The 25732-nt window shown below is 70.5% G+C and carries 27 protein-coding genes; 20 read left to right on the top strand and 7 right to left on the bottom strand.

Annotated features, from left to right (window positions below):
• Positions 1-45: 45 nt before the first annotated feature.
• The 4 genes from JYA75_RS02005 (at position 46) to JYA75_RS01990 (ending at position 3138) form a co-directional block, all read left to right on the top strand.
• Entirely contained in the window at positions 46-369 is a 324-nt protein-coding gene (locus JYA75_RS02005; protein WP_050034469.1) for a YbaB/EbfC family nucleoid-associated protein, read from the top strand.
• 9 nt (positions 370-378) lie between these two features.
• On the top strand, positions 379-987 hold the full coding sequence (recR, locus tag JYA75_RS02000) for a recombination mediator RecR (RefSeq protein WP_006947462.1): 609 nt from the start codon (positions 379-381) through the stop codon (positions 985-987).
• Entirely contained in the window at positions 984-1541 is a 558-nt protein-coding gene (locus JYA75_RS01995) for a TetR/AcrR family transcriptional regulator (RefSeq protein ID WP_006947463.1), read from the top strand. The genes recR and JYA75_RS01995 overlap by 4 nt, the downstream gene beginning before the upstream one ends.
• A 100-nt stretch (positions 1542-1641) precedes the next feature.
• The gene (locus tag JYA75_RS01990) at positions 1642-3138 is read left to right on the top strand and encodes an MFS transporter (protein WP_203329635.1); all 1497 of its coding nucleotides are present in this window, start codon (positions 1642-1644) and stop codon (positions 3136-3138) included.
• A gap of 59 nt (positions 3139-3197) precedes the next feature.
• On the opposite strand, the gene JYA75_RS01985 is transcribed toward JYA75_RS01990, so the two are convergent.
• Both JYA75_RS01985 and JYA75_RS01980 read right to left on the bottom strand, forming a co-directional pair.
• Positions 3198-4208, bottom strand: coding sequence for an oxygenase MpaB family protein (locus tag JYA75_RS01985; RefSeq protein ID WP_203329634.1), 1011 nt, complete (start codon positions 4206-4208; stop codon positions 3198-3200).
• Positions 4178-5692 (bottom strand): aldehyde dehydrogenase family protein, encoded by a 1515-nt coding sequence (locus tag JYA75_RS01980; RefSeq protein WP_203329633.1) that lies wholly within the window; start codon positions 5690-5692, stop codon positions 4178-4180. The genes JYA75_RS01985 and JYA75_RS01980 overlap by 31 nt, the downstream gene beginning before the upstream one ends.
• Positions 5693-5822: 130 nt before the next feature.
• Between JYA75_RS01980 and JYA75_RS01975 the strand changes: the two genes are divergently transcribed.
• Positions 5823-6974 (top strand): acyl-CoA dehydrogenase family protein, encoded by a 1152-nt coding sequence (locus tag JYA75_RS01975; protein WP_043799326.1) that lies wholly within the window; start codon positions 5823-5825, stop codon positions 6972-6974.
• Between the two features lie 4 nt (positions 6975-6978).
• On the top strand, positions 6979-7662 hold the full coding sequence (locus JYA75_RS01970) for a GntR family transcriptional regulator (RefSeq protein ID WP_006947472.1): 684 nt from the start codon (positions 6979-6981) through the stop codon (positions 7660-7662).
• A gap of 109 nt (positions 7663-7771) precedes the next feature.
• Here JYA75_RS01970 and JYA75_RS01965 read toward each other — a convergent pair whose 3' ends face one another.
• From JYA75_RS01965 to JYA75_RS01955, 3 genes are read right to left on the bottom strand one after another with little or no spacing between them, the layout of a single operon-like run.
• Positions 7772-8248, bottom strand: a complete 477-nt coding sequence (locus JYA75_RS01965; protein WP_006947474.1) for a DUF4334 domain-containing protein — start codon at positions 8246-8248, stop codon at positions 7772-7774.
• Between the two features lie 2 nt (positions 8249-8250).
• Positions 8251-9369, bottom strand: coding sequence for an NAD(P)-dependent alcohol dehydrogenase (locus JYA75_RS01960; protein ID WP_084648676.1), 1119 nt, complete (start codon positions 9367-9369; stop codon positions 8251-8253).
• Complete coding sequence (locus JYA75_RS01955; RefSeq protein WP_050034472.1) at positions 9366-10646, bottom strand: TetR/AcrR family transcriptional regulator; 1281 nt, start codon at positions 10644-10646, stop codon at positions 9366-9368. Before JYA75_RS01955 ends, JYA75_RS01960 begins: the two co-directional genes overlap by 4 nt.
• A 247-nt stretch (positions 10647-10893) precedes the next feature.
• On the opposite strand from JYA75_RS01955, the gene JYA75_RS01950 reads away from it, so the two are divergent.
• The 13 genes from JYA75_RS01950 to JYA75_RS28665 all read left to right on the top strand — a co-directional run bounded on the left by JYA75_RS01950 (position 10894) and on the right by JYA75_RS28665 (position 24028).
• A complete protein-coding gene (locus JYA75_RS01950; RefSeq protein ID WP_203329632.1) occupies positions 10894-11877 on the top strand; it encodes a nitronate monooxygenase family protein in 984 nt (327 codons plus the stop codon).
• Positions 11874-12653 (top strand): enoyl-CoA hydratase, encoded by a 780-nt coding sequence (locus tag JYA75_RS01945; RefSeq protein WP_006947482.1) that lies wholly within the window; start codon positions 11874-11876, stop codon positions 12651-12653. The genes JYA75_RS01950 and JYA75_RS01945 overlap by 4 nt, the downstream gene beginning before the upstream one ends.
• A 274-nt stretch (positions 12654-12927) precedes the next feature.
• Complete coding sequence (gene fadD5 / locus JYA75_RS01940) at positions 12928-14511, top strand: fatty-acid--CoA ligase FadD5 (RefSeq protein ID WP_203329631.1); 1584 nt, start codon at positions 12928-12930, stop codon at positions 14509-14511.
• Positions 14512-14582: 71 nt separating this feature from the next.
• Entirely contained in the window at positions 14583-15392 is an 810-nt protein-coding gene (locus JYA75_RS01935; RefSeq protein ID WP_029547144.1) for an ABC transporter permease, read from the top strand.
• Positions 15392-16252 carry an ABC transporter permease gene (locus JYA75_RS01930; RefSeq protein ID WP_006947487.1) on the top strand — a complete coding sequence of 287 codons (861 nt, stop codon included), beginning with the start codon at positions 15392-15394 and terminating at the stop codon, positions 16250-16252. Before JYA75_RS01935 ends, JYA75_RS01930 begins: the two co-directional genes overlap by 1 nt.
• Positions 16249-17547: an MCE family protein gene (locus JYA75_RS01925; protein WP_239010520.1), complete on the top strand. Its 1299-nt coding sequence runs from the start codon at positions 16249-16251 to the stop codon at positions 17545-17547. Before JYA75_RS01930 ends, JYA75_RS01925 begins: the two co-directional genes overlap by 4 nt.
• On the top strand, positions 17544-18566 hold the full coding sequence (locus JYA75_RS01920) for an MlaD family protein (protein WP_203329630.1): 1023 nt from the start codon (positions 17544-17546) through the stop codon (positions 18564-18566). The genes JYA75_RS01925 and JYA75_RS01920 overlap by 4 nt, the downstream gene beginning before the upstream one ends.
• Positions 18563-19600 carry an MCE family protein gene (locus JYA75_RS01915; protein ID WP_006947493.1) on the top strand — a complete coding sequence of 346 codons (1038 nt, stop codon included), beginning with the start codon at positions 18563-18565 and terminating at the stop codon, positions 19598-19600. Before JYA75_RS01920 ends, JYA75_RS01915 begins: the two co-directional genes overlap by 4 nt.
• Entirely contained in the window at positions 19597-20724 is a 1128-nt protein-coding gene (locus JYA75_RS01910; RefSeq protein ID WP_231772082.1) for an MCE family protein, read from the top strand. Before JYA75_RS01915 ends, JYA75_RS01910 begins: the two co-directional genes overlap by 4 nt.
• Positions 20721-21776 (top strand): MCE family protein, encoded by a 1056-nt coding sequence (locus JYA75_RS01905; RefSeq protein WP_203329629.1) that lies wholly within the window; start codon positions 20721-20723, stop codon positions 21774-21776. Before JYA75_RS01910 ends, JYA75_RS01905 begins: the two co-directional genes overlap by 4 nt.
• On the top strand, positions 21773-22984 hold the full coding sequence (locus tag JYA75_RS01900) for an MlaD family protein (RefSeq protein ID WP_203329628.1): 1212 nt from the start codon (positions 21773-21775) through the stop codon (positions 22982-22984). The genes JYA75_RS01905 and JYA75_RS01900 overlap by 4 nt, the downstream gene beginning before the upstream one ends.
• Positions 22984-23523: a hypothetical protein gene (locus JYA75_RS01895; protein WP_161995538.1), complete on the top strand. Its 540-nt coding sequence runs from the start codon at positions 22984-22986 to the stop codon at positions 23521-23523. The genes JYA75_RS01900 and JYA75_RS01895 overlap by 1 nt, the downstream gene beginning before the upstream one ends.
• Entirely contained in the window at positions 23513-24028 is a 516-nt protein-coding gene (locus JYA75_RS28665) for a hypothetical protein (RefSeq protein WP_239010519.1), read from the top strand. The genes JYA75_RS01895 and JYA75_RS28665 overlap by 11 nt, the downstream gene beginning before the upstream one ends.
• A 46-nt stretch (positions 24029-24074) precedes the next feature.
• On the opposite strand, the gene JYA75_RS01885 is transcribed toward JYA75_RS28665, so the two are convergent.
• Both JYA75_RS01885 and JYA75_RS01880 read right to left on the bottom strand, forming a co-directional pair.
• Positions 24075-24215 carry a hypothetical protein gene (locus JYA75_RS01885; RefSeq protein ID WP_006934528.1) on the bottom strand — a complete coding sequence of 47 codons (141 nt, stop codon included), beginning with the start codon at positions 24213-24215 and terminating at the stop codon, positions 24075-24077.
• Between the two features lie 216 nt (positions 24216-24431).
• Entirely contained in the window at positions 24432-24665 is a 234-nt protein-coding gene (locus JYA75_RS01880) for a hypothetical protein (protein ID WP_043801681.1), read from the bottom strand.
• A 257-nt stretch (positions 24666-24922) separates the two neighbouring features.
• On the opposite strand from JYA75_RS01880, the gene JYA75_RS01875 reads away from it, so the two are divergent.
• Positions 24923-25639, top strand: a complete 717-nt coding sequence (locus tag JYA75_RS01875; RefSeq protein ID WP_161996970.1) for a GAF and ANTAR domain-containing protein — start codon at positions 24923-24925, stop codon at positions 25637-25639.
• The last annotated feature ends 93 nt before the right edge of the window (positions 25640-25732 follow it).

Below are 25732 nucleotides of genomic sequence, written 5' to 3'. Positions count from 1 at the left end.
AGTTGCGAAATCCCGCGGAAAGGACATGCCTTGGAACCCGGTGGAATGCCCGACATGCAGCAGCTCCTCGCGCAGGCGCAGCAGATGCAGCAGCAGCTGATGGCCGCCCAGGCGGAGATGGCGCAGGCGGAGGTGACCGGCCAGGCCGGTGGCGGCCTGGTGACGGCGACGGTGAAGGGGACCGGCGAGGTCGTCGGCCTGCACATCGACCCGAAGGTCGTGGACCCCGAGGACGTGGAGACGCTGCAGGACCTGGTGATCGGCGCGATCGCCGACGCGTCGGCGAAGGCGCAGGAGATCGCCTCCGAGAAGCTCGGCCCACTGGCCGGCGGGCTGGGCGGCGGCATCCCCGGTCTGCCCGGCTTCTAGAGGAGTCACGTGTACGAGGGACCGGTCCAGGACCTGATCGACGAACTCGGCAAGCTGCCGGGCATCGGTCCGAAGAGCGCCCAGCGCATCGCGTTCCACCTGTTGTCGCTCGAGCCGCCGGAGATCGACCGGCTGCAGGCGGCCCTGCAGCAGGTGCGCGACGGCGTCCGGTTCTGCGAGGTGTGCGGCACGGTGTCGGATCAGGAGCGTTGCCGGATCTGTTCCGATCCGCGCCGGGACCGCACCCAGATCTGTGTGGTCGAGGAGCCGAAGGACGTGCAGGCCATCGAGCGCACCCGCGAGTTCCGGGGCCGCTACCACGTGCTCGGCGGCGCGCTCGATCCGCTCAGCGGCATCGGGCCGGACCAGCTGCGGATCCGCGAGCTGCTCACCCGCATCGGCAACCAGGAGGACGGCGTCGACGTCGCCGAGGTGATCATCGCGACGGACCCCAACACGGAGGGCGAGGCCACCGCGACGTACCTCGTGCGGATGCTGCGGGACTTCCCCGGCCTGACGGTGACGCGGCTGGCGTCCGGTCTGCCCATGGGGGGCGACCTCGAGTTCGCCGACGAGCTGACACTCGGCCGGGCGCTCTCGGGCCGACGCACACTGTGACGGCGCCGAGGCGCACCGGGGAGCAGACGCGCCGCCGGATCCTCGACGCGGCGGGCATGGCGTTCGCGACGCGCCCGTACCGCGAGATCACCCTCAAGGACATCGCCGAGGACGCCGGGGTCAGCGCGCCGCTGATCATCAAGTACTTCGGCTCCAAGGAGCAGCTGTTCGACGCCCTGGTCGACTTCCAGGAGGCGGCGCGGGTGCTGTTCGACGGCCCGCTCGGGGAGCTGGGGGAGCGGATGGTCTCGATGCTGGCCCGGCCGCTCGAGCCGTACAAGCCGCTCTCGATGAACATCCTGTTCATGAGCGGGGCGAGCGAGGAGAGCAACCGCACACTCCGGGAGAACTACTCGAAGCAGATGATCGACGCGCTCGCCGCGCGGTTGCCCGGTCCGGACGCGCGGCTGCGCGCGGAGCTGGCGATGTCGATGGTGATGGGGCTGGCGATCATGCGGCGCCGGATGCTGGGGGAGCGGGCCACCGGTTCGGTGCCGGACGTGGTGGCGCGGTACGCGCCGCTGGTTCAGGAGCTGCTCGACGGGGCGGAGTGACAGACGGTCCGGGGTGAGACGCGGGTCACCTCTGTTGCGGGGTAAACGGCTATTCACTTAGCCTAGTAAACAATTATTCACCCCACGCGGAGGAGGACCGATGGCGTACGTGTCCACCCACCCCCTCCGGCTGCGCGGGTCCCGGCCGGACCGGCCCCTCGCCGCGGCGTCCGCCGGTGGGTCGGGAACGGCCGTCGCGCCCCGGCCGTCGCGTTTCGTCTTCCCGATCCTCGCGGTCGGGGCGATCTTCCAGGCGATCATGCAGACGGTCATGGTGCCGCTGCTGCCGAGCATGCCGGCCCTGACGGGCGCCGGCACCACGGCCGTGTCGTGGCTGGTGACGACCACGCTGCTCGTCGGGGCCGTGATGACCCCGATCTTCGGGCGGCTCGCCGACATGATCGGCAAGAAGCGCATGCTGCTCGTCGCCCTGGTCCTGATGACCGTCGGGTCGCTGCTCTGCGCGATCAGTTCGAACATCGCGGTGCTCATCACCGCCCGCGGCCTGCAGGGCGCGGGCGCCGCGATCATCCCGATCGGCATGTCGATCCTGCGCGAGGAACTGCCCAGGGAACGGATCGGACGGGCGATCGCCCTGCTCAGCTCCACGCTCGGACTGGGCACCGCCCTGGGCATCCCGTTCGCCGCGGCCATCGTCCAGTTCGCGAACTGGCACGTGCTGTTCTGGGTCACCACCGCGATCGGCGCGGCGGTGATGACCGCGGCCGCGGTGTTCATCCGGGAGTCCCGCACCCGCACCGGCGGCCGGTTCGACGGCGTCGGCGCGGTCGGCCTGACCGCCGCGCTGGTGAGCCTGCTCGTCCCGATCACACAGGGCAGCACCTGGGGCTGGACCAGCCCGGCCGTGCTGTCGATGTTCGCCGCCGCCGTGGTCCTGTTCGGACTGTGGGGCTTCCAGCAGCTGCGCAACCGCAACCCCCTCGTGGATCTGCGGGTCTCGGCGCGGCGCACCGTCCTGATGCCGCACCTGGCCGCCCTGCTGGTCGGGTTCGCGTTCTACGGCAACACCCTCATCACCACGCAGCTGCTGCAGGCCGACCCGGACCGCGGCGCCGGTTACGGGCTGCCGATCCTGCTCGCGGCCCTGTGCCAGCTGCCGGCGAGCTTCGCGATGATGTCGTTCTCCCTCGTCGCGGCGCGGTTGTCCGACCGGTGGGGAACGAAGGTCCCCATGCTGGCCGGCGCACTGTTCCTGCTGTGCGGATACTCGCTGCATGCGGTGCCGGACAAGCCGCTGTGGTCGGTGGTGGTGGCGCTCGGCGTCGCCGCCATCGGCACCACCCTCGTGTACTGCACGCTGCCGGTGCTGATCATGGGCGCGGTCCCGCTGGAGCAGACCGCCGCGGCGAACGGTGTCAACGTGCTGCTGCGCACCACGGGCAGCACCGTGTGCAGCGCGGTGGTCGCGACCGTTCTCGCGGCGCATCTGTCGAACGGGGGCATCACTACGGCGGGATTCTCGATCGCCTACCTGGTGTGCGCGACGTGCGCGGTGGTGGTGTTCGTCGCCGCGCTCGCCCTGCCGGCGGCGAACCGGCGTCCCGCCGAGCACGTCGCCGAGGTGCCCGCCGGGTGACGCACGCCGGCCCGCCGCCCCTCCCGGGCGGCAGGCCGGCGCCCTCCCCTCCCCCCGGATCAGTACCCCACGCCGAGATCCCGGGGGCGGTAGCCCTCCGGATATCCCGGATAGGTGCGGTTGTTGGGGTTGCTCGCCGCTCGCGAGAGCCGTCGCTTGGGCAGTCGGCGCACCACCGCGGACCGGGCGCGCAGCGCGGCCTCCGCGACCGCCCGGACCTGCGCAGAGCCCTGCGGGAACCCGAACGCCGCGGCCATCCGCTCGTCGATCAGTGCGTACACCGCGGTGGCGACGGCGGGTGCGAGCGCCTTCGGATACCACGACTGGAACAGCCGCAGGGTGTAGGTGCCGATGCGGTGGTTGTCGTCGCTGTAGGTGAAGTGCTCGTCCTCGTAGTCCAGCTTGAACCGCTGGAACTCCTGGTAGGACTCCGGAATGTCCTTGATGCCCATCCGGATTCCCACCTGCCGGTAGAAATGGAACGACGCGAGGCGCTCGTGCGGGTGCAGCCGCCGCCAGCCGTAGCGGTCGATCCAGTCGATCGGGTCGTAGACGAACGTCGAGAGCACGTAGAGCATGTCGTCGTTGTCGATCGAGTACCTGCCGTGCATCCGGTTGACGTTGCGCAGCGACTCGCGGCCCCGTTCGGAGTCGTAGCCGTGCTCGACGAGCTCGGACATCAGGATCGCGGTGTCGTCGTAGCGTTTCTGCGGGCGGTGCTCGAACTCGCCGGTGCGGGCCAGCAGCGCGGAGATGCTCGGCACGCAGTAGGTACGGAACAGCGCGAACTCGAGCGACCGCTGGTAGTCCCACGGGAACTCGTAGCCCGCGGTGATCCGCAGGATGTCCTGATGGTGGGTCACCGGGTCCAGGCCCTCGATCACCTTCAGCCAGCCGAACCGGCCGAGCCCGGCGTGCGGGTCCCGGTTCGGCGCCGGGAAGGTGGTGGCCTTCTCCGTCCGGGCGTCGGGGCGGGCGGCGACGGACGCGCCGCGCGTGCGTTCCTGGGTGCGGTCGGGGGAGGTCGACGTCATCGGTGTCACCGCCCGTGCCGGGTCTTGAGCATCCACGCGGCGATCTTCACGTCCCGCGCGGTGCGCTCGAGCGTGAGCAGGTTCAGCGGGGCCCGGAACCTCTCGACGGTCACCGACTTGGGCCGGCTGAATTCGCGCAGGCCGTCGGCGCCGTGGATGCGGCCGAACCCGGATTCGCCGATGCCGCCGAACGGCAGCGACGGGATGCCCGCGAAGCCGAGCACCGAGTTCACCGACACCATGCCGGTGCGCAATCGGTCGGCGATCTTGCGGCCGCGGGAGCGGTCCTTGGTGAACACCGACGCGCCGAGGCCGTAGTCGGTGGCGTTGGCGCGCTCGACGGCCTCGTCGAGATCGCGCACCTTGTTGACCACCACCGTCGGGCCGAAGGTCTCTTCGCACACGGCGGAGGACCGCTCCGGCACGTCGGTGAGGATCACCGGGTCGACGTAGCGGTCGTGCACCGACTCGCGACCGCCGACGACGGCCTCGGCGCCGTGATCGAGGGCGTCGTCGATCTGGCCGCGCACGATGTCGATCTGCCGGGGCAGCGTCATCGGGCCGTAGCTGGCGTCGTCGGTGCCGCCGGGGCGCACCCGCTCGATGGTGGCGGTGAGCTTGTCGAGGAACTGCCGGTAGACCGGCTCGACGACGTAGATGCGTTCGACGCCGGCGCAGGTCTGGCCCGCATTCCCGAACGCGCCGAACGCGGCCATCTCCACGGCCTTGTCGAGGTCGGCGTCCTCGGCGACGATCATCGCGTCCTTGCCGCCGCACTCGGCGACGAGCGGGGTGAGGGTCTCGGCGCACACGGCCATGACCTTGCGGGCGGTGGCGCCGGAGCCGGTGAAGGCGATCTTGTCGACACCGGAGCGGGCGAGTGCCGCGCCGGTCTCGCCGAGGCCGGTGACCACCTGGAACACCGGCTGCGTGGGAGCGAGCGCGTTCCACTTCTGCTCGAGCCACCTGCCCACGCCCGGGGTCAGTTCGGACGGCTTGAACACGACAGCGTTGCCGGCGGCGAGGGCGTAGGAGATCGAGCCCATCGGGGTGTAGACCGGGTAGTTCCACGGCCCGATGACGCCGATCACGCCGAGCGGCTGGTACTCGAGCGTGGCGTGCTGGTTGGCGCTGGCGAGGCCGGACGGCACCCTGCGGGGGCGCAGCACCTTCTTGGCGTTGCGGGCGGCCCAGTCGAGGTGCTCGATCGCGAGCATCACCTCGAGGAAGGCGTCGCCGCGCGGCTTGCCGGTCTCGGCGGAGACGACGGCCGCGAGGGCCTCGGCGTCGGCGGCGACGGCCTTCTTGAACTCGAGCAGCCAGTCCCGGCGGCCGCGGAAGCCCTGGGCGGCCCACCAGCGGGCGGCCGACCGGGCGCGGTCGACGGCGGCGGCCACGTCGGTGGCGTCGGCGATCGGGTACTCCGCGAGGACGGAACCGTCGCGCGGGTCGAGGCTGGTGAACGTGGCGGACGGGGGAGCGGGCGACGGCGTGCCGGGGGTGCTGAGGTCCTGGGTCATGGAGTGACGCTTCCTTCACTGGGTCGCATCAAATATATTTGATGTGATTCACTGTCGTGGATCTCACACTAGGCGGCGCGCCCGGCGTCGACAACCCCCCGCTACTTGTCCAGGCCAGGAGGCCGATCCCATGCACACCAACCTCACCGAGTTCACTCCGGAGCAGCAGGACTTCGCGGCGGCCGTCGCCGACTTCTGCCGCCGTGAGGTGGGCACCCGCGCCCAGCGCGACGCCCTCACCGACCACGGCACGCACAGCCACAGCCAGGAGCTGTACCGGAAGATGGCCGACCTCGGCTGGCTCGGGGTGACGGTGCCCGAGGAGTTCGGCGGGTCCGCCGGCAGCACGGTCGACCTGTGCATCCTGCTCGAGCAGAGCACGCGCGGCATGGCCCCCATCGGCGGCATCGGCCCCACCCTCATCACCGGCGCCGCCTACGAGAAGTTCGGCACGCAAGCGCAGAAGGAAACCGTGCTCGGGGGCATCGTCGAGGGCCGGTCCCAGTCCATCTCCATGTCCGAGCCCGAGGCCGGTTCCGACGTCGGCGCCCTGACCTGCCGCGCCGAGAAGGTCGACGACGGTTGGCTGATCAACGGCCAGAAGACCTGGTGCTCCAACGCGCACTTCGCCGACAACATCCTGCTCGTCGCCCGCACCGACCGCAGCGGCGCCAAGCACCAGGGCCTGACCATGTTCCATCTGCCGGCCGGCACGCCGGGCCTGAAGATCAGCGGCATCGACACCATGGGCGGCAAGGAGGTCAACGACCTCTACCTCACCGACGTGCGCCTGCCGGAGGACGCCGTCGTCGGCGAGGTCGGCAACGGCTGGACCCAGCTGATGGCCGGGCTGAACACCGAGCGGCTCATCCTGGCCGCGATGATGCTCGGCACCGCGCAGCGCGCCTTCGACGACGCCTTGCAGTTCGTCACCGAACGCAAGCAGTTCGGCCGCCCGGTCGGCACGTTCCAGGCGATCCGTCACCGGGTCGCGGACCTGGCCACCGAAATCGAGGCGACCCGGCTGCTGGTGTACCGCGTCGCGCGCCTCGTCGACGCCAACCCGGGCACGCTGTTCCCGCGCGAGGCGTCCATGGTCAAGCTCAAGGCCACCGAGGTCGCGAAGAAGACCGCCCTCGAAGGCATGCAGATGATGGGTGGCTACGGGTACGCCACCGAATTCGACATGGAACACCACGTGCGCAGGACGATCGTGTCGACGATCTTCGGCGGCACCAACGAGATCCAGCGCGACATCATCGGCAAGAGCTACGGGCTGTAGACCGATGACGGCACCGGCCCGAGCGTCGCGCGGATTACGGCGACGGCCCCAGCTCTCCGAGGAGGTCGCGACCCACCTGCGCGGACTCATCATCTCCGGTGCGCTGCGGCCCGGCGACTTCGTGCGTCTCGACGAGACCGCCGCCGAACTCGGGGTCAGCGTCACCCCGGTCCGGGAGGCGCTGCTGACGCTGCGCGGCGAGGGCTTGGTGCAGTCGGTACCCAACCGCGGCTACGTCGTCTCGCCGCTCGACCGGGGCGACGTGGCCGACATCTTCTGGCTGCAGAAGCAGATCGCAGTGGAACTGGCTCTGCGCGCGCTGCGCTCCGCGGAACCCGCGGACCTCGAGCGGTTGAGCGCCCTGAACGATGCGCTGTGCCTGGCCGTCGAGTCCGGAGAGGCACAGCGGATCGCCGACGCGGAGTTCGAGTTCCACCGGGACCTGAACCGGATCGCGGCCAGTCCGAAGCTCGCCTGGTTTCTCTACTGTGCGGCGCGCTACACCCCGTACCGGCTCTACGCGGCGGATCCGGGTTGGGGCCGGCTCGCTGTCGCGTCGCACGCCCGGCTGATCGACGCGTTCCGCAGGGGGGACCGCGCCGAGGTGATCGCGCAGACCGAGGTGCAGTTCGACGACGCGGTGGCCCGGTTGCTGGCCCACCTGGACCGGATCGCACCTCGCAGCTGACCCGCACCCCGGGTGGCGGTGGTTGCGGTGGTCGTGAGGGCCGAATGTCACATTCCTTCGATCAGACCGAAGTGATGTGACATTCGGCCACTGCCAACGGGATCGGGCGCTACAGCGCGACGTCGCGTTCGAGGCCGAACCAGTAGTGTTCGCCCGCGTCGAAGACGAGCTTGCCCTTGCCGTTCATGACCCCGACGAGCGTGTCGTCGTCGGCCTTCTTGAAGTGGTCGAACACGGGCATGCCGTCGTAGACCATCGTGGCGGTGACCTCGCCGCGGAACCGGATCTCCCACAGGCTCGCCTCGCCGCGCCCGGTGTCGACGTCGGAGAAGAGTTCCCCGTTCGCGTCGTAGCACAGCAGCGGCTGCACGTCGTCGGCGGCGGCGAACTGCTTGCCGTACCACCGGGCCCGGCCGAGGCGGGTGTGGGTCCGGTGGCCGGTGTCGAAACTGAATCCGCGCCAGCGATATCCGACGAGATCGCCGAGGCGGGCGGGCTCCAGACGCGTCCACAGGGCGTCGAGTTCGCGCGGGGAGATCACGTCGGTCCGGCTGCGCAGTGCGGCCAGCTCGTCGGCCACGGTCATGGTCACTCCTGAGGGTCGAAGGTGAGTACTGCCTTGACGACGTCGCCGGCCCGGACGTCGGCGAGCGCCTCGTCGAATCGTTCGAACGGGAAGGTGCGGATCAGTTTCTCCACCGGGAACGAGCCCTGCTGCCACAGGCGGACGAGTTCGGGGAGGAACACGTGCGGGTCGGCGTCCCCCTCGATCACCCCGGTGAGGGTGCGCCCGTTGAGCAGATGCGTCTGGTCGACGGTGACCGGATTCCGGCCGGCGCGCAGTCCCAGCGTGGCACAGGTGCCGGGGATCGTGAGCGAGGCCAGTGCCTGCCGGATCACCGCTTCGGTACCGACGGCTTCGACGGCGTGATCGACGCCCCCACCGGTGATCTCGCGGATCCGCCGGCCGGGGTCGGTGTGCTCGTCGGGGTTCAGTGTCTCCGTCGCACCGAGTTCGCGGGCGAGCGCGTGCCGCCGCGGGTTCGGGTCGACGCCGACGACGGTGCCGCACCCGGCGATCCGGGCGGCCATGACGGCGGCCATGCCGACCGCGCCGAGACCGAACACGGCGATCGACGAGCCGGGTTCGGGCCGCAGGACCCGCAGCACCGCTCCGGCGCCGGTCTGCAACCCGCAGCCCAGCGGTCCGGCCGGGACGAGCGGAACGTCGTCCGGCAGGCGCACGGCGTTGCGTTCGGTGGCAATCGCGAGGGATGCGAACGACGACTGTCCGAACCAGTTCCCGTGCAGGGGCGCCCCCGACGCGTCGCGCAGGGTGGTCGAGCCGTCCGCGCGACGGCCGCCGTAGTTGAGCGGGGCGAAGCGGGTGCAGTAGGCCGGCCGGCCGCGCGCGCAGTTGCGGCACGTGCGGCACGAGTCGAATCCGAGCACCACCGGGTCGCCGACGTCGAGATCGGTGACGTCGGGGCCGATCTCGACGACGGTGCCCGCACCCTCGTGCCCGAGGACGGCCGGCAGCGGGATCGGGACCCCGCCGGCGGCGGCGGTGAGATCGGTGTGGCAGATGCCGACGCCACCGATCCGGACGAGGACCTCGTCGGGCCGCAGCGGCGGCAACTCGATCGGCTCCGCCCGCGGCGTCGTCCCGTAGTCGCGCAGTACCGCCGCGGTGGCCGTGTGCGTCACGAGTTCGCCTCCCGCGGGGCGCTGTTGCCGAGGAGGGTGACCAGCATCAGTTGCTGCACCCGGCTCTCGTTGGACGGGGTGGGTTCGAAGTGCATCAGCCGGCCTATGTCGAGCACGAGGTTCAGCGCGGCATGGACCAGGAATCGGCACTCGACCGCGGACAGGCCCGGCCGGACGTCGGCGAGCAGACGGGCCCATTCCTCGACGTTGAGCCGCTGGATGTTGCGCAGGTCGGTGCGGTGGGCGGCGGGCAGGCTGCCGATCTCCGTGAAGTACACCGACATCAGCTCGCTCTGGGCGAAGGACAACCGGACGTACACGTCGGTGAGGGCGCGCAGCGCCTCGGCCGGAGACGTGGAGTCGGCCAGCGCGGTGTTCACGGCGACGGAGAGCCGGTCCGCGGCCCGGTGGAAGGCCGCGGCGAGCAGGTCGGACTTGCTCGCGAAGTGCCGGTAGACCCCGGAGGCGTTGATGCCGGCCGCGGCGCCGATCTCCTCGATGCTCACGTCGTGGTACCCCCGGGCGTGGAACAGCAGGATCGCCTCGTGCAGCAGCACCTCGCGTTTGTTGGCGACGGCGAGGCCGGGGGTCCGGACGGCCGCGGCGCGCGACGGGCCGGCCGCCTCGAGCCGGACCGCGGCCACCGACCGGCACGCGTCCAGCAGCAACCGCTCGATCCGGCGGTTGGACAGCGGCGCCCGATGGGCGGTGATGCTGCCGACGACGCTGAGCATGGCGGCGCTGAGCAACACGTTGTCCGGCTCCGGCAGGTCCGGGCGCAGGGCGGCCAGGGCGGCGCCGACACGGCGGTTGACGCCCCAGATCACGCTGCGGACCTCGCTGCGGTCCTCGGCCGTCAGGTAGCGGTTCTCCCACCGGTAGAGCCCGGCGGTGCGACGGCACTCGACGGTGGTGCGGATCGCGGCGAGCAGCAGCCGGTCGAGCCACTCGGCGGGGTCGTCCACCGCGTCCTCGTCCGCCTCGGCGACGGCCGTGCCGAGCGTCGTGCCCAGGCTCAGCGCGGCGTCCCGGAACAGCGCGTACTTGTTGGGGAAGTGCCGATAGAGGGCGGGGCCGGAAATGCCGACCGCGGCGGCGATCTCGTCGATCCCGACGCCGTGGTAACCGCGTTCGCTGAACGCTTCCGCCGCGACCGCGGCGATCTGTGCCTTGCGGTTCTTCGGCCGCCGTCGCGGAGCCGGTGCCGCCTCGGTCGACGTGCGGGCGGTCGACCGTGTCCGCGTCCCCCGCGAACCGGTCCGGGTCTGCTCCGCCACCGTACCTCCATCCATGCCGGGCGTGGTCCCGGCAGCCTATCGCAAACGTTAGCGCCCAGCACCATATCCGCGGCGGCGAATTCCCTCGGGCCGCTCCGTGGAAAGGCCTGCGGAGAGCCCTTGACAAACAAGACCGCACACCGCGAAAGTTAACGGGAATTCTTGAAGTCATCGCGGTACCCGGCGCTGCGCCGGACGTGTCCGTCCCCTGCGCTCGCGGCGCAGGTCCAGGATCCGAGGAGGTCCAGTGAGAACCCGATTCACCGAGGCATTCGGGGTCGAGCACCCCATCGTCCAGGGCGGGATGATGTGGGTCGGTCGCGCCGAGCTCGTCGCCGCCGTGGCCGAATCCGGCGCCCTGGGATTCCTGACCGCGCTCACCCAGCCGACGCCCGAGGACCTCGTGAAGGAGATCGCCCGGACCCGCGAGCTCACCGACAAGCCCTTCGGCGTCAATCTGACGATCCTGCCGTCGATCACCCCGCCGCCGTACGCCGAGTACCGGCAGGCCATCATCGAGTCGGGCATCAAGATCGTCGAGACCGCCGGCTCCAACCCGGTCGACCATCTGCCCCACCTGAAGGACGCCGGCGTCAAGGTCGTCCACAAGTGCACGAGCGTGCGGCACGCGCTCAAGGCGGAACGGGTCGGCGTCGACGCCGTCAGCATCGACGGGTTCGAGTGCGCCGGTCATCCCGGCGAGGACGACGTGCCCGGCCTCGTCCTGATCCCCGCGGCCACCCGGCAACTGCAGATCCCGGTGATCGCCTCGGGCGGCATCGCCGACGCGCGCGGCCTCGTCGCGGCGCTCGCCCTGGGCGCGGACGGGATCAACATGGGGACCCGGTTCATGTGCACCGTCGAGTCGCCCGTCGCACACGCGGTCAAGGAACAGATCGTCGCCCACACCGAACGCGACACCAGGCTCATCTTCCGCACCCTCCACAACACCGCCCGCGTGGCGGCGAACTCGATCAGCGCGGAGGTCGTCGAGATCGAATCGCGCGGAGCCGAGTTCGGCGACATCGCGCACCTCGTCGCCGGGGCGCGTGGCCGGAAGGTGTTCGAGGACGGCGATCTCGAGGCGGGCATCTGGACGGCCGGGCAGAGCCAGGGCCTGATCGACGACATCCCGACCGTGGCCGAACTCGTCGACCGCATGGTGACCGAGGCGGAGTCGATCATCGAGGACCGGCTCCGCGGATTCGTCGGACAGGGGGTCCGGGCATGAGTACGCCGACCGTCGAGGGGCTGCGGTCGGAACTCGCCGACGGCATCCTGCGTCTGACCATCGACCGGCCGAAGCGGATGAACGCCGTGGACCTGCCGACCATGCGGGCGCTCGGCGCCGCGCTGGACGAGGCCGGCGCCGATCCCCGGGTTCGCACCGTCGTCCTCACCGGCGAGGGGAGCGCGTTCTGTACCGGAGCCGATATCGCTGCGGCGGCGACGAACCCGGCCGACCCGTCCGAGGTCATGGACGCCGCGAACGCGGTGATCCGATCCATCGCGACGGTTCCGGTGCCGGTGATCGCCGCCGTCAACGGCCCGGCCGCGGGGGTGGGTGTGTCGATGGCTGTCGCGGCGGACCTCACCTACGCCACGGAGAGCGCCTACTTCCTGCTGTCGTTCGTGAACATGGGGCTGATGCCCGACGGCGGCGCGAGCCTGCTCGTTCCTGCCGCGGTCGGACGTGCGCGGGCCGCGGAGATGGCGTTGCTCGGCGAGCGGGTCTCGGCCGCGGACGCCGACCGGTTCGGCCTCGTCGCGCGCACGCTGCCCGACGCGGAGTTCGCCGCGCACGTCGACGCCGTGGCGGCCCGGACGGCGACCACGCCGCGGCGCGCCGTCGCGCTGACCAAGCGGGCCCTCGCCGCCGCGACGCTCGGCCGGCTCGACGACGCGCTGGCACGGGAGAAGAGCGGCCAGACGGAGCTGCTCGCCTCGGCGGACTTCGCCGAGGCGGCCATGGCCATGCTCGAGAAGCGCCCACCCCGATTCTCCTGACGATCGCTCGCATACTTCCAGGCCCGGGTGCCCGGGCCGCCGAGGGGCGGGTCTGCGTCGAGGATCTCTGTTATACCCCTGGGCAGCAGTAATATTCATGCCGGAGAGCGGTCCCGTGCTGCGTGCACCCGCCCCTGCATCGACGGTCAGATCGGATGAGAATTTCGATTAACAAAGTGGTGGCCGAATGTGGCCGATGCCTGTAATGTGCCTCACATCGAGAACCGGGATCGCGTCCCGTCGGCACCCCCGTCACGCCCCGAGAGGAACCCTCATGGTCACCCCGTCAGCCCTCGCCGAGACCCAGCGCCTGCGCCGCAACAACTGGAACAACCACGTCGCGCGGCACGCTCTGATGATCCCGGACCGCACTGCGCTGCGGTTCCAGGGCCGGTCGATCACGTGGGCGGAGTTGCACGAGCGGGTCGAGCGGCTCGCCGACGCCCTCGCGCGGCGCGGCGTCGGTTTCGGCGACCGGGTCGTCGTCCTCATGCTGAACCGTCCCGAGTATCTCGAGACCGTGCTCGCCGCCAACGCCCTCGGTGCGATCGCCGTCCCGGTCAACTTCCGCCTCACCGCACCCGAGGTGGCATTCCTGCTGCGGGACAGCGGATCCAAGGCGATCGTCGTGGAAGCGCCGCTCGCTCCGCTGGCCGCCGCGGCCCGTGCGGAGAGCGAAGGCCTGGAACTGTCCGTCACCGTCGGCGGCATCCCCGAGGGCGACGGCCTCGCCTACGAGGATCTGATCGCCGAGGCGGGCGACCCCCACCCGGCGGTCGACGTCCCGGACGACACCCCGGCCCTGATCATGTATACCTCCGGCACCACGGGCCGGCCCAAGGGCGCGGTGCTCTCCCACAGCAACATGTCCGCGCAGGCGCTCACGTGCATCCGCGCGTTCCACCTGTTCGACGAGTCCGGCGTCGGGTTCTGCGCCTCCCCGATGTTCCACATCGCCGCGCTCGGCGCGATGGCGCCCAACCTGATGCTGGGCGTTACCACCGTGATCCATCCGGTCGGGGCGTTCGACCCGAACGACCTGCTCGACGTCCTCGAGGCCGAGCAGGTCACCAACCTGTTCCTCGTGCCGGTGCAGTGGCAGGCGGTGTGCGCCGCCCAGCAGGCGAATCCGCGGAAGCTGGCCCTGACCAACATTTCCTGGGGCGCGGCGCCGTCGTCCGACACCATCCTGCGCGCCATGGCCGAGACGTTCCCCGACGCGTCGAACGTCGCGGTGTTCGGCCAGACCGAGATGTCGCCCATCACCTGCGTGCTGGACGGCGCGGACGCGCTGCGCAAGCTCGGTTCCGTCGGCCGCGTCATCCCGACGATCCAGGCGCGCGTCGTCGACGACGAGATGAACGACGTGGCGCCCGGTCAGGTCGGCGAGATCGTCTACCGCGGGCCCACCATGATGAGCGAGTACTGGAACAACCCGGCTGCAACGGCGGATGCGTTCCACGGCGGCTGGTTCCACTCCGGCGACCTCGTGCGCGTCGACACGGAGGGATTCGTCTACGTCGTCGACCGCAAGAAGGACATGATCATCTCCGGGGGTGAGAACATCTACTGCGCCGACGTCGAGAACGTGCTGTTCTCGCATCCGAAGATCCTCGAGGCGGCCGTGATCGGGCGTCCGGACGCGAAGTGGGGCGAGGTGCCGGTCGCGGTGATCGCGTTGCGGCCCGGCCACGACGATCTCACGCTCGACGAGTTGCAGCCGTTCTTCGACGCGCAGCTCGCGCGCTACAAGCATCCGAAGGAGGTCGTGATCGTCGAGGCCCTGCCGCGCAACGCCAGCGGCAAGGTCGTCAAGCACCAGCTGCGCGGCGGCCTGTCGGCGGTCGTGCAGGGCTGAAGACCGCAGGGGCCGAAGAGGTTCCATCGGGGGACGGGGCACGCCGCGATGACGCGTACGGGAGTGTGGGAGTGACGTTCGAGCTGCCCAAGGCGAGGGGGCCGGTGCACGACCTGGCGATCCAGGTGGGTGCGCTGGTGGGGTTCTCGGTGGAGACCCTCGCCACGACCGTGCGCGTCGTCGTCGGCCGTCGCCTCTCGCTCCGCGAGACGATCACGCAGTCGCTGTTCATCGCCAAGGTGTGCAGCGGTCCGGCCCTGCTGCTGATGCTGCCCGTGGGGGTGCTCATCGCGGTCTCTGTCGGATCCCTGGCGGGCCAGCTCGGAGCCGGCGCCTACTCCGGCGCGATCGTCGCCTTCGTCGTGGTCGGACAGGCGGCCGCACTCGTGTGCGCCCTCATGCTGGCCGGCGTGGGCGGCTCCGCGATCTGCGCCGATCTCGGCGCACGCACCATCCGCGAGGAGATCGAGGCGATGGAGGTGATGGGGCTGAACGTCATCGAGCGCCTCGTCGTGCCGCGGCTGCTCGCCGCGGTCCTGGTGTCGGTGATGCTCTGCGCGCTCGTCACACTCGTCGGGGTGGGCGCCTGCTATCTGTACGAGATCTACCTCAACGATGCCTCCGGCGGCGGATTCCTCCGCACCCTGGGCGAATACGGCCGGTTGTCGGATTTCGCGACGGCGATGGTCAAGTCGGCGTTCTTCGGGATCACCTCCGCCCTGATCGCCGCGTTCAAGGGCCTGCACGCCAAGGGCGGTCCCAGCGGCGTGGCCGACGCCGTCAACGAGGCGGTCGTGCTGGCATTCGTCATGGTGTTCGTCGTCAACACCGTTCTGTCCCAGATGTACACCGTGATGGTGCCGGCCGTGGGGACGTACTGATGCTCTCCTGTTCGGCGGTGACACAGGCCCGGGCCGTCCATCGGTCGCTGACCGGGGTCGTCGGCGCGTTCGCCACGGTAGGTCGGCACGTGGTGTTCGCGGTCGAGGCGATCGCCGGTGTCCCCACGGCGCTGCGCCGCTACTTCAAGCACGTGATGTACCACGTGGGGGAGGTCAGCTTCGGCTACGCCTCCCTGCTCGCCGGGGGCGGCACCATCGGCATCGTGTTCGCGATGTCCGCCGTCGCCGCGATGATGGTCGGAGTCGAAACCCAGCGGGGTCTCGAACTGATCGGGATGACCTCGCTGTCGGGCATGCTCTCCGCTCTGGCCAACACCCGCGAACTGGCGCCGGTGGTCGCGTCCATCGCCCTGGCCGCGAAGGTGGGCACCGGCTTCACCGCGCAGCTCGGCGCCATGCGGATCTCCGACGAGATCGACGCCCTCGACGCCATGGCCGTGAAGTCGGTGCCCTTCCTGGCCAGCACCCGGCTCATCGCCACGGCCGTGTGCGTGGTCCCGATCTACATGGTGGGCCTGCTGTCCGCGTTCGTCGCGACGCGCCTCGTGGTCGTCACCTTCCAGGGCAACTCGGCCGGCACCTACGACTACTACTTCCACCTCGCGCTCTCCCCGGCCGACCTGTGGTACTCGCTGACCAAGGCCGTCGTGTTCGCGGTGATCGTCGGCATCGTGCACTGCTCGTACGGCTACCACGCCACGGGCGGCCCGGAGGGCGTCGGCCGGGCCGCCGGGCGCGCACTGCGCACCAGCATCCTGGCCATCGGCATCACCGACGTGGTCCTGACCTTCGCGTTGTGGGGTCTCGTGCCCACCGTGCCGGGGGTGGGGCTGGCGTGACGACCCAACGCGACCGGACGACTCCGTCCGGCACGGGCATCCCGCCGAACGGCCGGACCCGGTCCGCGGCGCCCCGCCGCAGTCGCCGGCTCGGACTGCGCACCGGCACGCTGGCCTTCGTCGGTGCGCTCGCCGTCGCGGTGCTCACCGTCACCGGCGGACTGCTCGTCGTCTCCGGATCCGGTGGGCTGTCGAGGGATCCGGAGATCACCGCCGTCGTCCCGGCCGGCGCCGGGGTGATCTTCGGCGCCGCGGGTGTGCAGTACCAGGGCGTGCACGTCGGCCGTCTCGCCCACCTGGACGCGGGCGTCACCGGCTCGCGTATCACAATGCAGCTCGACCCGGACGCGATCCGGAACATCCCGGCAGCAGTGCGGGTGCGAATCGTGCCGCGCACCCTGTTCGGTGACGTCTTCCTCGAACTGGTGCCGCCCCACGACCCCGCCGCCGGGCCGCGCCTGCGCGACGGTGCGCAGGTCACCGCGGACACCTCGGCCGAGGGCGTGCAACTGGCCGGCCTGTACTACACCACCACGGAGCTGCTGCAGGAACTGCGCCCGGACCGGCTCGCGGTCGCGCTCGACGCGATGAGCCAGGCGCTCGCCGGCCGCGGTGAGACCCTCGGCCGGACCCTCGACCGCACCGCCGCGCTCACCGAGCAGCTCGGTCCCCGGATCGACGCAGGCCTGGCGGCGTCGCCGCAGCTGGCGGCGGTGACCGAGGCCATGGCCGCAGCGACGGACGACATGATCGGCACGATGCAGAACGCGGCCGCGCTCTCCGAGATCGTCCTCGAGCGCCGGGACGGCATCGCGCGGCTGCTGCGCGGCGGCGCCGGCCTGGCCGCCGAGGGCTCCGCGCTGATGTCGGAGAACACCGACCGGATCATCTCGGTCGTCCGCAACGGCGGCCCGGTGCTCGGTACGTTCGCCGCGGACACCACCGGCCTCGACGACACCCTGCGCTACCTCACGACCTTCGGCGACGCCGGCGCGCGGGTCTTCGCCACCGGCCGGTTCGACATCACCGCGGTCGTGGATTTCTCCGATCCGATGCCGTATACCGCGGCGGACTGCCCGCGCTATCCCGGGCTCGACGGCGCGAACTGCGGTGACCCGGTCGACGGCCGGCCGGTCCTCTCGGCCGCCACCGAACGCGACACCCTCGGCTACCTGGAGCAGATCGCGGGCGGTGTGGATCCGTCCGACCCGAAGGCGACGGAGGTGGACCCGTCCACCGCGGCCTCGGTTCTGCTGGCCCCCCTGGTCCGCGGCACGGAGGTGGCGGTCTCGTGAACACGCTGCTCCGGCCGGCGCTGCGCCTGGCGGCGTTCTGCACGGTGGGGGTCCTCGCCGCGGTCGTCGTCGGCAACACCCTCGACAGGACCGTCACCGGGCCCACCCGCGACTACGCCGCCGAGTTCACCGACGTCGAGGGGCTGAGCCCCGGCAGCGACGTCACGCTCGCCGGCGTGCGCGTCGGGCGCGTCTCGGACGTGACGTTCGCCCCCCGGGACGACGGGACCTCGCGGGCAGTGGTGGATTTCGAGATCGACTCGGAATTCGAGCTCACCACCGATGTCACCGCCGACATCAACTACGGCGACATGATCGGCGTCCGGTACGTCGCGCTGACACTGCCGGAGCGCAGCACCGGCACGGTACTGCCGGAGGGCGCGACGATCCCGATCGAGCAGACCGCACCCGCCCTGGATCTCACCGCGCTCGTCAACGGATTCGAGCCGCTGTTCGAGTCGATCGATCCGGCGCAGATCAATGCGCTCGCCACCGCGGTGATCGAGGCGTTCCAGGGGCAGGGCGGCACCCTCGATTCCCTGCTGCTGCACATCGCCGCGGTCAGCAGCGACATCGCCGACCACGAGCAGGTCTTCGACAGTCTGGTCGGCAATCTCGAGACGCTCGTCGCCGTGGCGGACCGGCGCAGCGAGGACATCAGCCGGCTGCTCTCCGGGCTGGCCGTCGTCGGTGACGCACTCGCCGGGGACGGTGAGCAACTCGCCGCGCTCGTCGACCGTGGCAGCACCGCGGTGCGTTCGACGGCGGTGCTCATGGCCGGCGCGATGGCGCCCCTCGACCGGTCCGTCACCGATCTGCGGGTGATGACCGACGCCTGGATCCCGCAGACGGAGAACTTCGAGCAGGCGGTGCGCCGGCTGCCGGAACTGGCCGACAGCCTCAACCGCATCAGCGACTACGGCGGCTGGCTGAACCTCTACATGTGCAACTTCACCATCAAGGCAGGCGATTTCGAAACCAACATCTTCGGTTCGAAGTACTCGGAGGTGTGCCGATGAGGCGCGCGCAGCAGATTCGCGACGCGCTGCGGGCCGTGTTCGCGGGCCGCCGCGGCCGCGCCGGCAACCCGCTCGTCGTCGGGGCCGTGGGCATCGTCCTCGTCGCCCTGGTGATGACCGTCGCCCTGGCCGCGCCCCGGGCCACGTACCTGCTCCGGACGAACGGCTACACCGCGGAATTCGCCAACGCCGCCGGTCTGCAACCCAACGATCCGGTGTATGTGGCGGGTGTGCCCGCCGGACGGGTGGAGAGCCTCGAGCTCGCGGCGGACCGGGTGATCGTGACGTTCCGCGTCGACGGCGGCCAGCCGCTCGGCGACCGGACGACCGCCGAGGTGCGGCTCAGGACCATCCTCGGGAAGATCTACCTGGCGGTGACGCCCGCCGGTGCCGGAGAACTGCCCGGCGGGCGTATCCCCCTGGCGCGGACCTCCGTTCCGTACAGCCTCGACGACCTCGCGTCCGAGGCGCAGCACGTGGCCCGGGAACTCGACGTGCCCGCCCTCGAGGCGATGATGCACACCCTGGCCGAGGCCGTGCCGTCCGACCCGGGCCGGATCGCCGATGCGCTCGCCGGAGCCACCGCCGCGGCGGAGATGCTGTCCCGCAACGACGCCCGCATCCACTCCCTGCTGCAGGCGTCGAAGTCGCTCACGTCCATCGTGGCGGGCCAGAGCCGGGACGTCGAGCTGCTCGTGCAGAACGCCACGACCGTGGTGTCGATCCTCGAAGCCCGTAAGGAATCCCTCGTGCAACTCGTCGAGGATCTGCGGCTGCTCACCGAGCACACCGCGACGTTCCTGACCGACAACTCCGGCGAAATGGACGCGTTGCTGGGGAACATGCGGTCGGTGACCGACACGCTGAACCGCAACGCCGAGCAGATCGACGTGCTGATGACCCGGCTTCCGCCCGCCCTGCGCGCCGCGGCCGACGCCTCGGGCAACGGCAACTGGGTCGACGTCCACGCCCCGGCCGGGCCGATCCCGGACAACCTGCTGTGTGCCCTCGGAGTGATGGAGGGTTGCCGGTGACCACCGTCGGAACCACGCGGAAGACCCGTCTGCTGCGCGGCATCGGGATCGTCGTCGTCGCGGCGCTGTGTGCTGCCGCTGCCTGGTACGTGTTCGTCGGGACCGACCGCACCCGCACCGTGACCGCCGAGTTCGCGTCCGTCGGAGGCATCTACCCGGGGAGCAAGGTCGCGGTCCTCGGCCTGCCCGTCGGCACCGTCGAAGCCGTGGAACCGGCCGGAACGGTGGTCGAGGTGACGATGCGGATCCCCGACGACATCACGCTGCCGGCCGACGTGTCGGCGTTCGTGATGAACCCGTCGATCATCAGCGACCGGTTCGTGGAACTGAGCCCGGTGTACACCGCCGGACCGCGGTTCGAGGGCGACGATGTCATTCCGCCCGAACGCAGTCACGCGCCGATCAACTGGGACGAACTGCTCGAGAGCGTCGATACGATCGCCGCGGCGCTGGGACCGGAATCCGGGTCGCTCGGATCCACCCTCGACCTCGCCGCCGGCGCCACCGCAGGTCTCGGGCCGGAGATCAACCGGGCGTTGCGCGCGCTCGGGGCGGCCGGCTCGGTGCTCGGTGCCCGGTCCGAGGACATCGGTGCCCTCGTCGACGACCTCGGCGTCGCGGTTGCCGCCGTCGACGCCCGGCAGGGCTCCCTGTCCGAGCTCGCCGGGGGGCTGTCCGAACTCGGCGCCGAGATGCAACGACAGAACCTCGACGTCGCCGGGCCGATCGGTCAGCTGACGACCATCCTCGATCGGCTCGACGTCCTGCTCGGCTCCCGCGGCGAGGACATCGCCGCCGTCGTCTCGAACGCCCAGGTCCTCACCGGGCAGTTCGCACAGCACGAGGTCGACTTCGCCGAGTTCATGGACGTGCTGCCGCTGGCGATGCAGAACATCGACAACACGATCGGCGCCGACACCACCGCGCGTATCCGCCTGAACATCTCCACCCAGGTCGGCCAGTTTCCCCGCGCGAGGGAACTCTGCGAGCGCGAGCGCCTTCCCCTGTGCACGGGCGCCGGCTTCACCAACCCGATCACCGTTCCCTTCGACCTGTCCGATCCGTTCCAGGACCTCGTGCCGGAGTCGCTCGACCGGGCGCTGAACGAGGGAGGCGTCCGGTGAGCCGTTGGGGGAGAACAGGATTCGTCGCTGCGCTGACCGCGGTGGCCGTCTCGGTGACCGGCTGCGGACTGGGTCTGCATCAGTTGCCGACGGGACGCAGCGGCGCCGGCGAGACCTACCGCGTGATCGCCGTGTTCGACGGAGCCGATCGGATCGATCCCGGCACCGAGGTGCGGGCAGGTCAGGCTGTGGTCGGCCGGGTCCACGGGATCTCGACGGACGGGCACCGGGCCTTCCTCGAACTGAGTTTGAGTGAATGGGCCGCGCTTCCGTCGAACGTCGGTGCCTCCGTGCGGCTCCCGTCCGCGCTGGGCAACCCGTTCGTCCAGATCGATCTGCCGGAGCAGCCGTCGCCGGAGTTGCTCGCCGACGGCGACGTCATCGACCGGACGGAGATGGGGCCGGAACTCGAGGCCACGTTCGCGATGCTCGGACAGGTGATCAACGGCAGCGGTCTGGACCAGCTGCGCACGATCACCACCGAGCTGAACGCCGCCTTCGGCGGCCGGGGGCAGACCGTTCGGGGACTGCTCGAGCGGACGGACCGGACGATGGCGCTGGCCGCCGAGAACGGCGACGACATCTCGCGGGCGCTGCGGGCCACCGACGCGGTGGCCGCGCGGCTGGCGCAGCAGCAACAGCTGATCGACGACGGTCTGGCGAGCAGCGCGGAGGTCGTGGACCTGCTCGCCGCTCAGGAGCAGGACCTCCGGTCGCTGGTCTCGAGCACCTCGTCGGTGCTCACCTCGCTGGACACGGTGCTGGCGGACTCCGGCCGGATCGGCGGAGCGGTCGACGACCTGGACGAAATACTGTCCGGGATAAGGGACTTCAACAACACCGTCGGGTCTGCGCTGACCAACATGAACGCCTTCATGGACGGCTTCGCGCGGTCCGTGCACGGCGACTACCTGTTGTTCGACGGCGCCCTGGACGTGCCGGGAGCGATCGACATGCTGCTCACCGGCGGCGTTCCGGTGATGCTCCGCGAGTCGCCGCCGGTCACCGTCCCAGCGGGGCTGCCGGACCTGCTTCGGGGCGGTGTTCGATGAAACGCCCGGTGCTGGTGCAGGTTTCACTGTTCGTTGCGGTAGGCTTGCTGGCCACCGCCTTCGGCGTCCGTTACGTCCTGGGCCCGCAGAGCTTCGGTGGCGGCATCGAGGTGCGAGCGCACCTGGTCGATGCCCGCGGTATCGGCCCCGGAACGACGGTGACCTACCGCGGGGTCGCGGTTGGGGAGATCGAATCGGTGACGATCGACGACGGCGGTCGCGGCTCGACGGCGGTGCTCGTGCTGGATTCGGACACCCGCATCCCGGTGGGCAGCACCGGACGGATCGCCACCGCGACCGCGATCGGCATCCTCACCCTCGACATCGAACCGCAGACCGCCGACGGCCCCTACCTGACGGACGGCGACACCGTCGAGGTCCCGGCGGACGAGCAGGGACTGCGCCTCGATCAGCTGCTCGTGCGGATGAGCGCACTGGTCGAGAGCATCGATCCGCAGTCCGTCGCCACGCTCGGCGAGACGTGGGGCACCGCCCTCGCCGGGACCGGAGCGGACCTGCAGTCGATGATCGAGAACGCCGACGCCCTCTCCACGATGGCATCCGAACGGGCGCCGGCCCTGGCGGCGCTCCTCGAACAGGGTGTCGATCTGGTGAACACGCTCGCCGAGGACGCCGGCACCTTCCCGGGTGCGATGCGCGCCGTCCGGGACGTCTCCGACCAGCTCGTGGGCAGCCGGGACGCGCTCGTGTACCTGCTGGACCGGTCGCCGGACGCGCTGGCGAAGACGGAGGAGCTGTTCGCCGAGACCCGCGACGACTACGGGCTGCTGCTGACGAACCTGGTGACCGTGGGCGATGTGCTCGCCCCGCGGACCCCGGCGCTGGCGGCCGGCCTCGACTCGATCCCTGCGGCACTCGGCGATCTGACCTCGGTGGTCAAGGGCGACCGCGGCGACTTCTCGCTCGTCGCTACGCAGGGTCCGGTCTGCTACTACGACACACAGCGCCGCACGGTCGGCGACGAAAGCCCCCGCACGCCGAACCTGTCGCTCTACTGCCCGCCGGGCGAAGACCTCGCCCAGCGCGGCGCCCGCGTCGCGCCGCGGCCCGACGACCTCGGACTGCAACACCAGAGCACCCCGGGAAGGGTGACCGGGCCGGACATGGCGCAGGACCCGCTGCTCGTCCCGACCGGAGTCGAGGTGCTGCAGTACTGGCAGAAGCTGTTGGAAGGACTGGGTAACTGATGCCGACCACGGACCATACTGTCGACGACACCCCCGCGACCGCGCCGCCGGATCCGCCGGCCCCGCGCTCCCGGGTGCGGCGATGGCTGACGCCCGCACTGATCGTGCTGCTCGCCGCGGCCGCCGGCTTCTGCGGATTCCGGTGGTGGCAGGCCGAGCAGGCCGAGGGCCTGCGCGCCGACGCGCTGGACCGGGCGCGGGAGTACGCGATCGCCCTCGGCACCTACGACTACCAGCATTTCGACGATGCGCTGGCCGCGGTCACCGACGTCTCCACCGGGGAGTTCGCCGAGAAGTACCGCTCGGTGGCGGGGGACCTGCGCGGGCTCGTCGAGAACGGGCAGGGCGTGTCCGTCGCGACCGTGTCGCACGCCGCGGTCGAGACACTGGACGCGGATCGCGCGACGGTGCTCGTGTTCCTCGACCAGGACGTGAAGAACGTCGCGGTGCCGGACGGGCGGGTCGACGCGACGCGGTTCCTGATCACCCTCGCTCGAATGGACGACCGGTGGCTGCTGCAGGGAGCGGATGCGAAATGACGGCGTGCGGGGCGGTGACATGCCGCGGGGCGGTGACATGCCGCGGGGCGGTGACATGCCGCGGGGCGGTGACATGCCGCGGGGCGGTGACATGGCGGACCTGACCGGACCCGGCGACGGTACGTCGGGACGGATCAGGAGGCTGACACAGGCCGCGCTCAACGCGGACGTGACGATCGCCCGGGTCGAGGGCGTGGCCGACGGCATCGGCGTCTCGCTCGCGAACTTCGACCGGGTGCTGGGGCGGTTCGACGAGCAGCTCGGGGATTTCGCCGTGGCGGTGGACCGGTTCGGCGCGTCGATCGAGCGGGTGGACCTCACTCTCCGGAAGGTCGAACGGATCGTGGACACCGCCGATTGGCTGCTCACCCCGGTGTCGGCAACCCGCCGGCAGCTGACCCGGTTGCCGGCGGAGATACTGCCGGTCCTGCACGGACCGTGGCGCGACGTGTCGGGACTGGCCCGCACGGTGCTCCGAGGGCCGGGCCGTCCGGGCCCGGGCTGAGAAGACCCGCCCGGGAGAGGAGTCTCCCCGGGCGGGTGCCGTCTCGTCAGTACCGGGGCCGGGGGCCCAGGTCGTCGGACAGGTGCGGATGCTCGGAATCCGATCGCACCAGGTAGGCCTTGAAGGCCGCGGTGCCGCCCAGTGCGGCACCGAGCAGTAGCAGTAGCTGGACCACGTTCGCGTTCATTTCGGTTCTCCTCTCGACGTGTGGCCCGAGTTGCCGAGGGTCAGTCGGCCGTCGGGTGCTCCTGCTGGTCGTGTTCCGCGAACATGGCCTCGATGCGGGCCTTGATCTCCTCGGTGCTCATGGAGCGACGGGCCGCGGCGACAGCGGAGGTGTGCATCTGTGGTGTTGTTCCTGTCTGTGGTGTCGGAATGGACGGGGCTCGGTCGACCGGGACGATCAGTTCGTCCGGAGGAAGGACACGAGACCCGTGACGGTGGTGGTGGCGCCGATCGCCGTCAGGCCGGTGACCATGAGGGCCGCGGCGCTGACGGAGACGGCGGTGCCGAGTGCGTGCCCGAGGGCGGAGCGCCACCCCGACGTCGATGCGCCGGTGGTGGACGTGAGCACCAACGGGGTGCTCCGGGCGTCCTCGTCGTGTGCTGTGTGGCGGCGCGTTGCCGTGCCTGTCATATTCGGTTTATCCCCCTGCAAACAAATCGTGACTTGGTTCACAAAACCAATGCCGATGTGTTGTACCGCATCACAGCGACCGGCGCCACTCGAACGGATGTCCAACTCGTGCCGCGGCACCGCCGGACCGCCCCGAATTCGCATGTAGGAAGCGAATTCGCCGTCCGGGCGAATCGGGGGGTGTTCCGGCGTGTCTGGTTGAATGGCGATCCGACGCCCCGCACGGAAGGGCGCGGCGAAGAGGTCGAGGAGCGCTCATGCAGAACGGACAGTCCGCGGCTGATCCGGCGACGGTGTTCGCCGCACTGGCCGAGATCGTCTATCGCGGCGCCGAGCCCTCGGAGGCGTACGCGGCGATCTGTGTGGCCGCCACGATGCTGGTTCCCGGCTGCGACCATGCGAGCCTCATGCTGCGGGAAGGCAGGGCGTACGTCACCGTCGGCGCCTCCGACGTCGTCGCGCGGCACGTCGACGACCTCGAGCGCGCCACCGGCGAGGGGCCGTGCCTGGATGCGATCGAGGAGGAGGCCGCCCAGATCGAGCCGGACCTGAGCGTCTCCGAGCAGTGGCCGCACCTGGCTCCCGGCGTCGTGAAGCAGACGCCGGTGCGGGGGGCGATGGGATTCCGGTTGCGGGTCGACGACCGCAAGGTCGGGTCGCTGAACCTGTTCTCCGACACGCCGGGGGCCTTCGACCTCGCGGCCGCCGCGAACGGCACCGTCCTGGCCGCCTTCGCGGCCGTCTGTGTCGCCGCCGTCTCCCGCGGCGAGGACGTCGCCTCGCTCCGCAACGGCATCGAGAGCAATCGGGAGATCGGCAAGGCGATCGGGCTCCTCATGGCGCTGAACAAGATCTCCGACGACGAGGCTTTCGATCTCCTCCGCCGGACGTCGCAGCAGGTCAACGTCAAGGTTGCGGAGCTGGCCCGCACCGTCGTCGACCAGCATCGCCGCGAGATCAAGGGGAGTAGCTGAACCCCGGATCCCACCCCTTGCCATCGGGGTGTGATGCAGGTAACATCAGTAGTGCGAATCGAGCAGACGTCCGAGGACGACAGAGGCTCGTGA

The sequence above is a fragment of the Rhodococcus sp. PSBB066 genome (genome assembly GCF_017068255.1).
GTDB classification, from domain to species: Bacteria; Actinomycetota; Actinomycetes; order Mycobacteriales; family Mycobacteriaceae; genus Rhodococcus; species Rhodococcus aetherivorans.
Note: the sequence above shows the minus strand (reverse complement) of the source record. Positions and strands in the feature narration are given on the sequence as shown.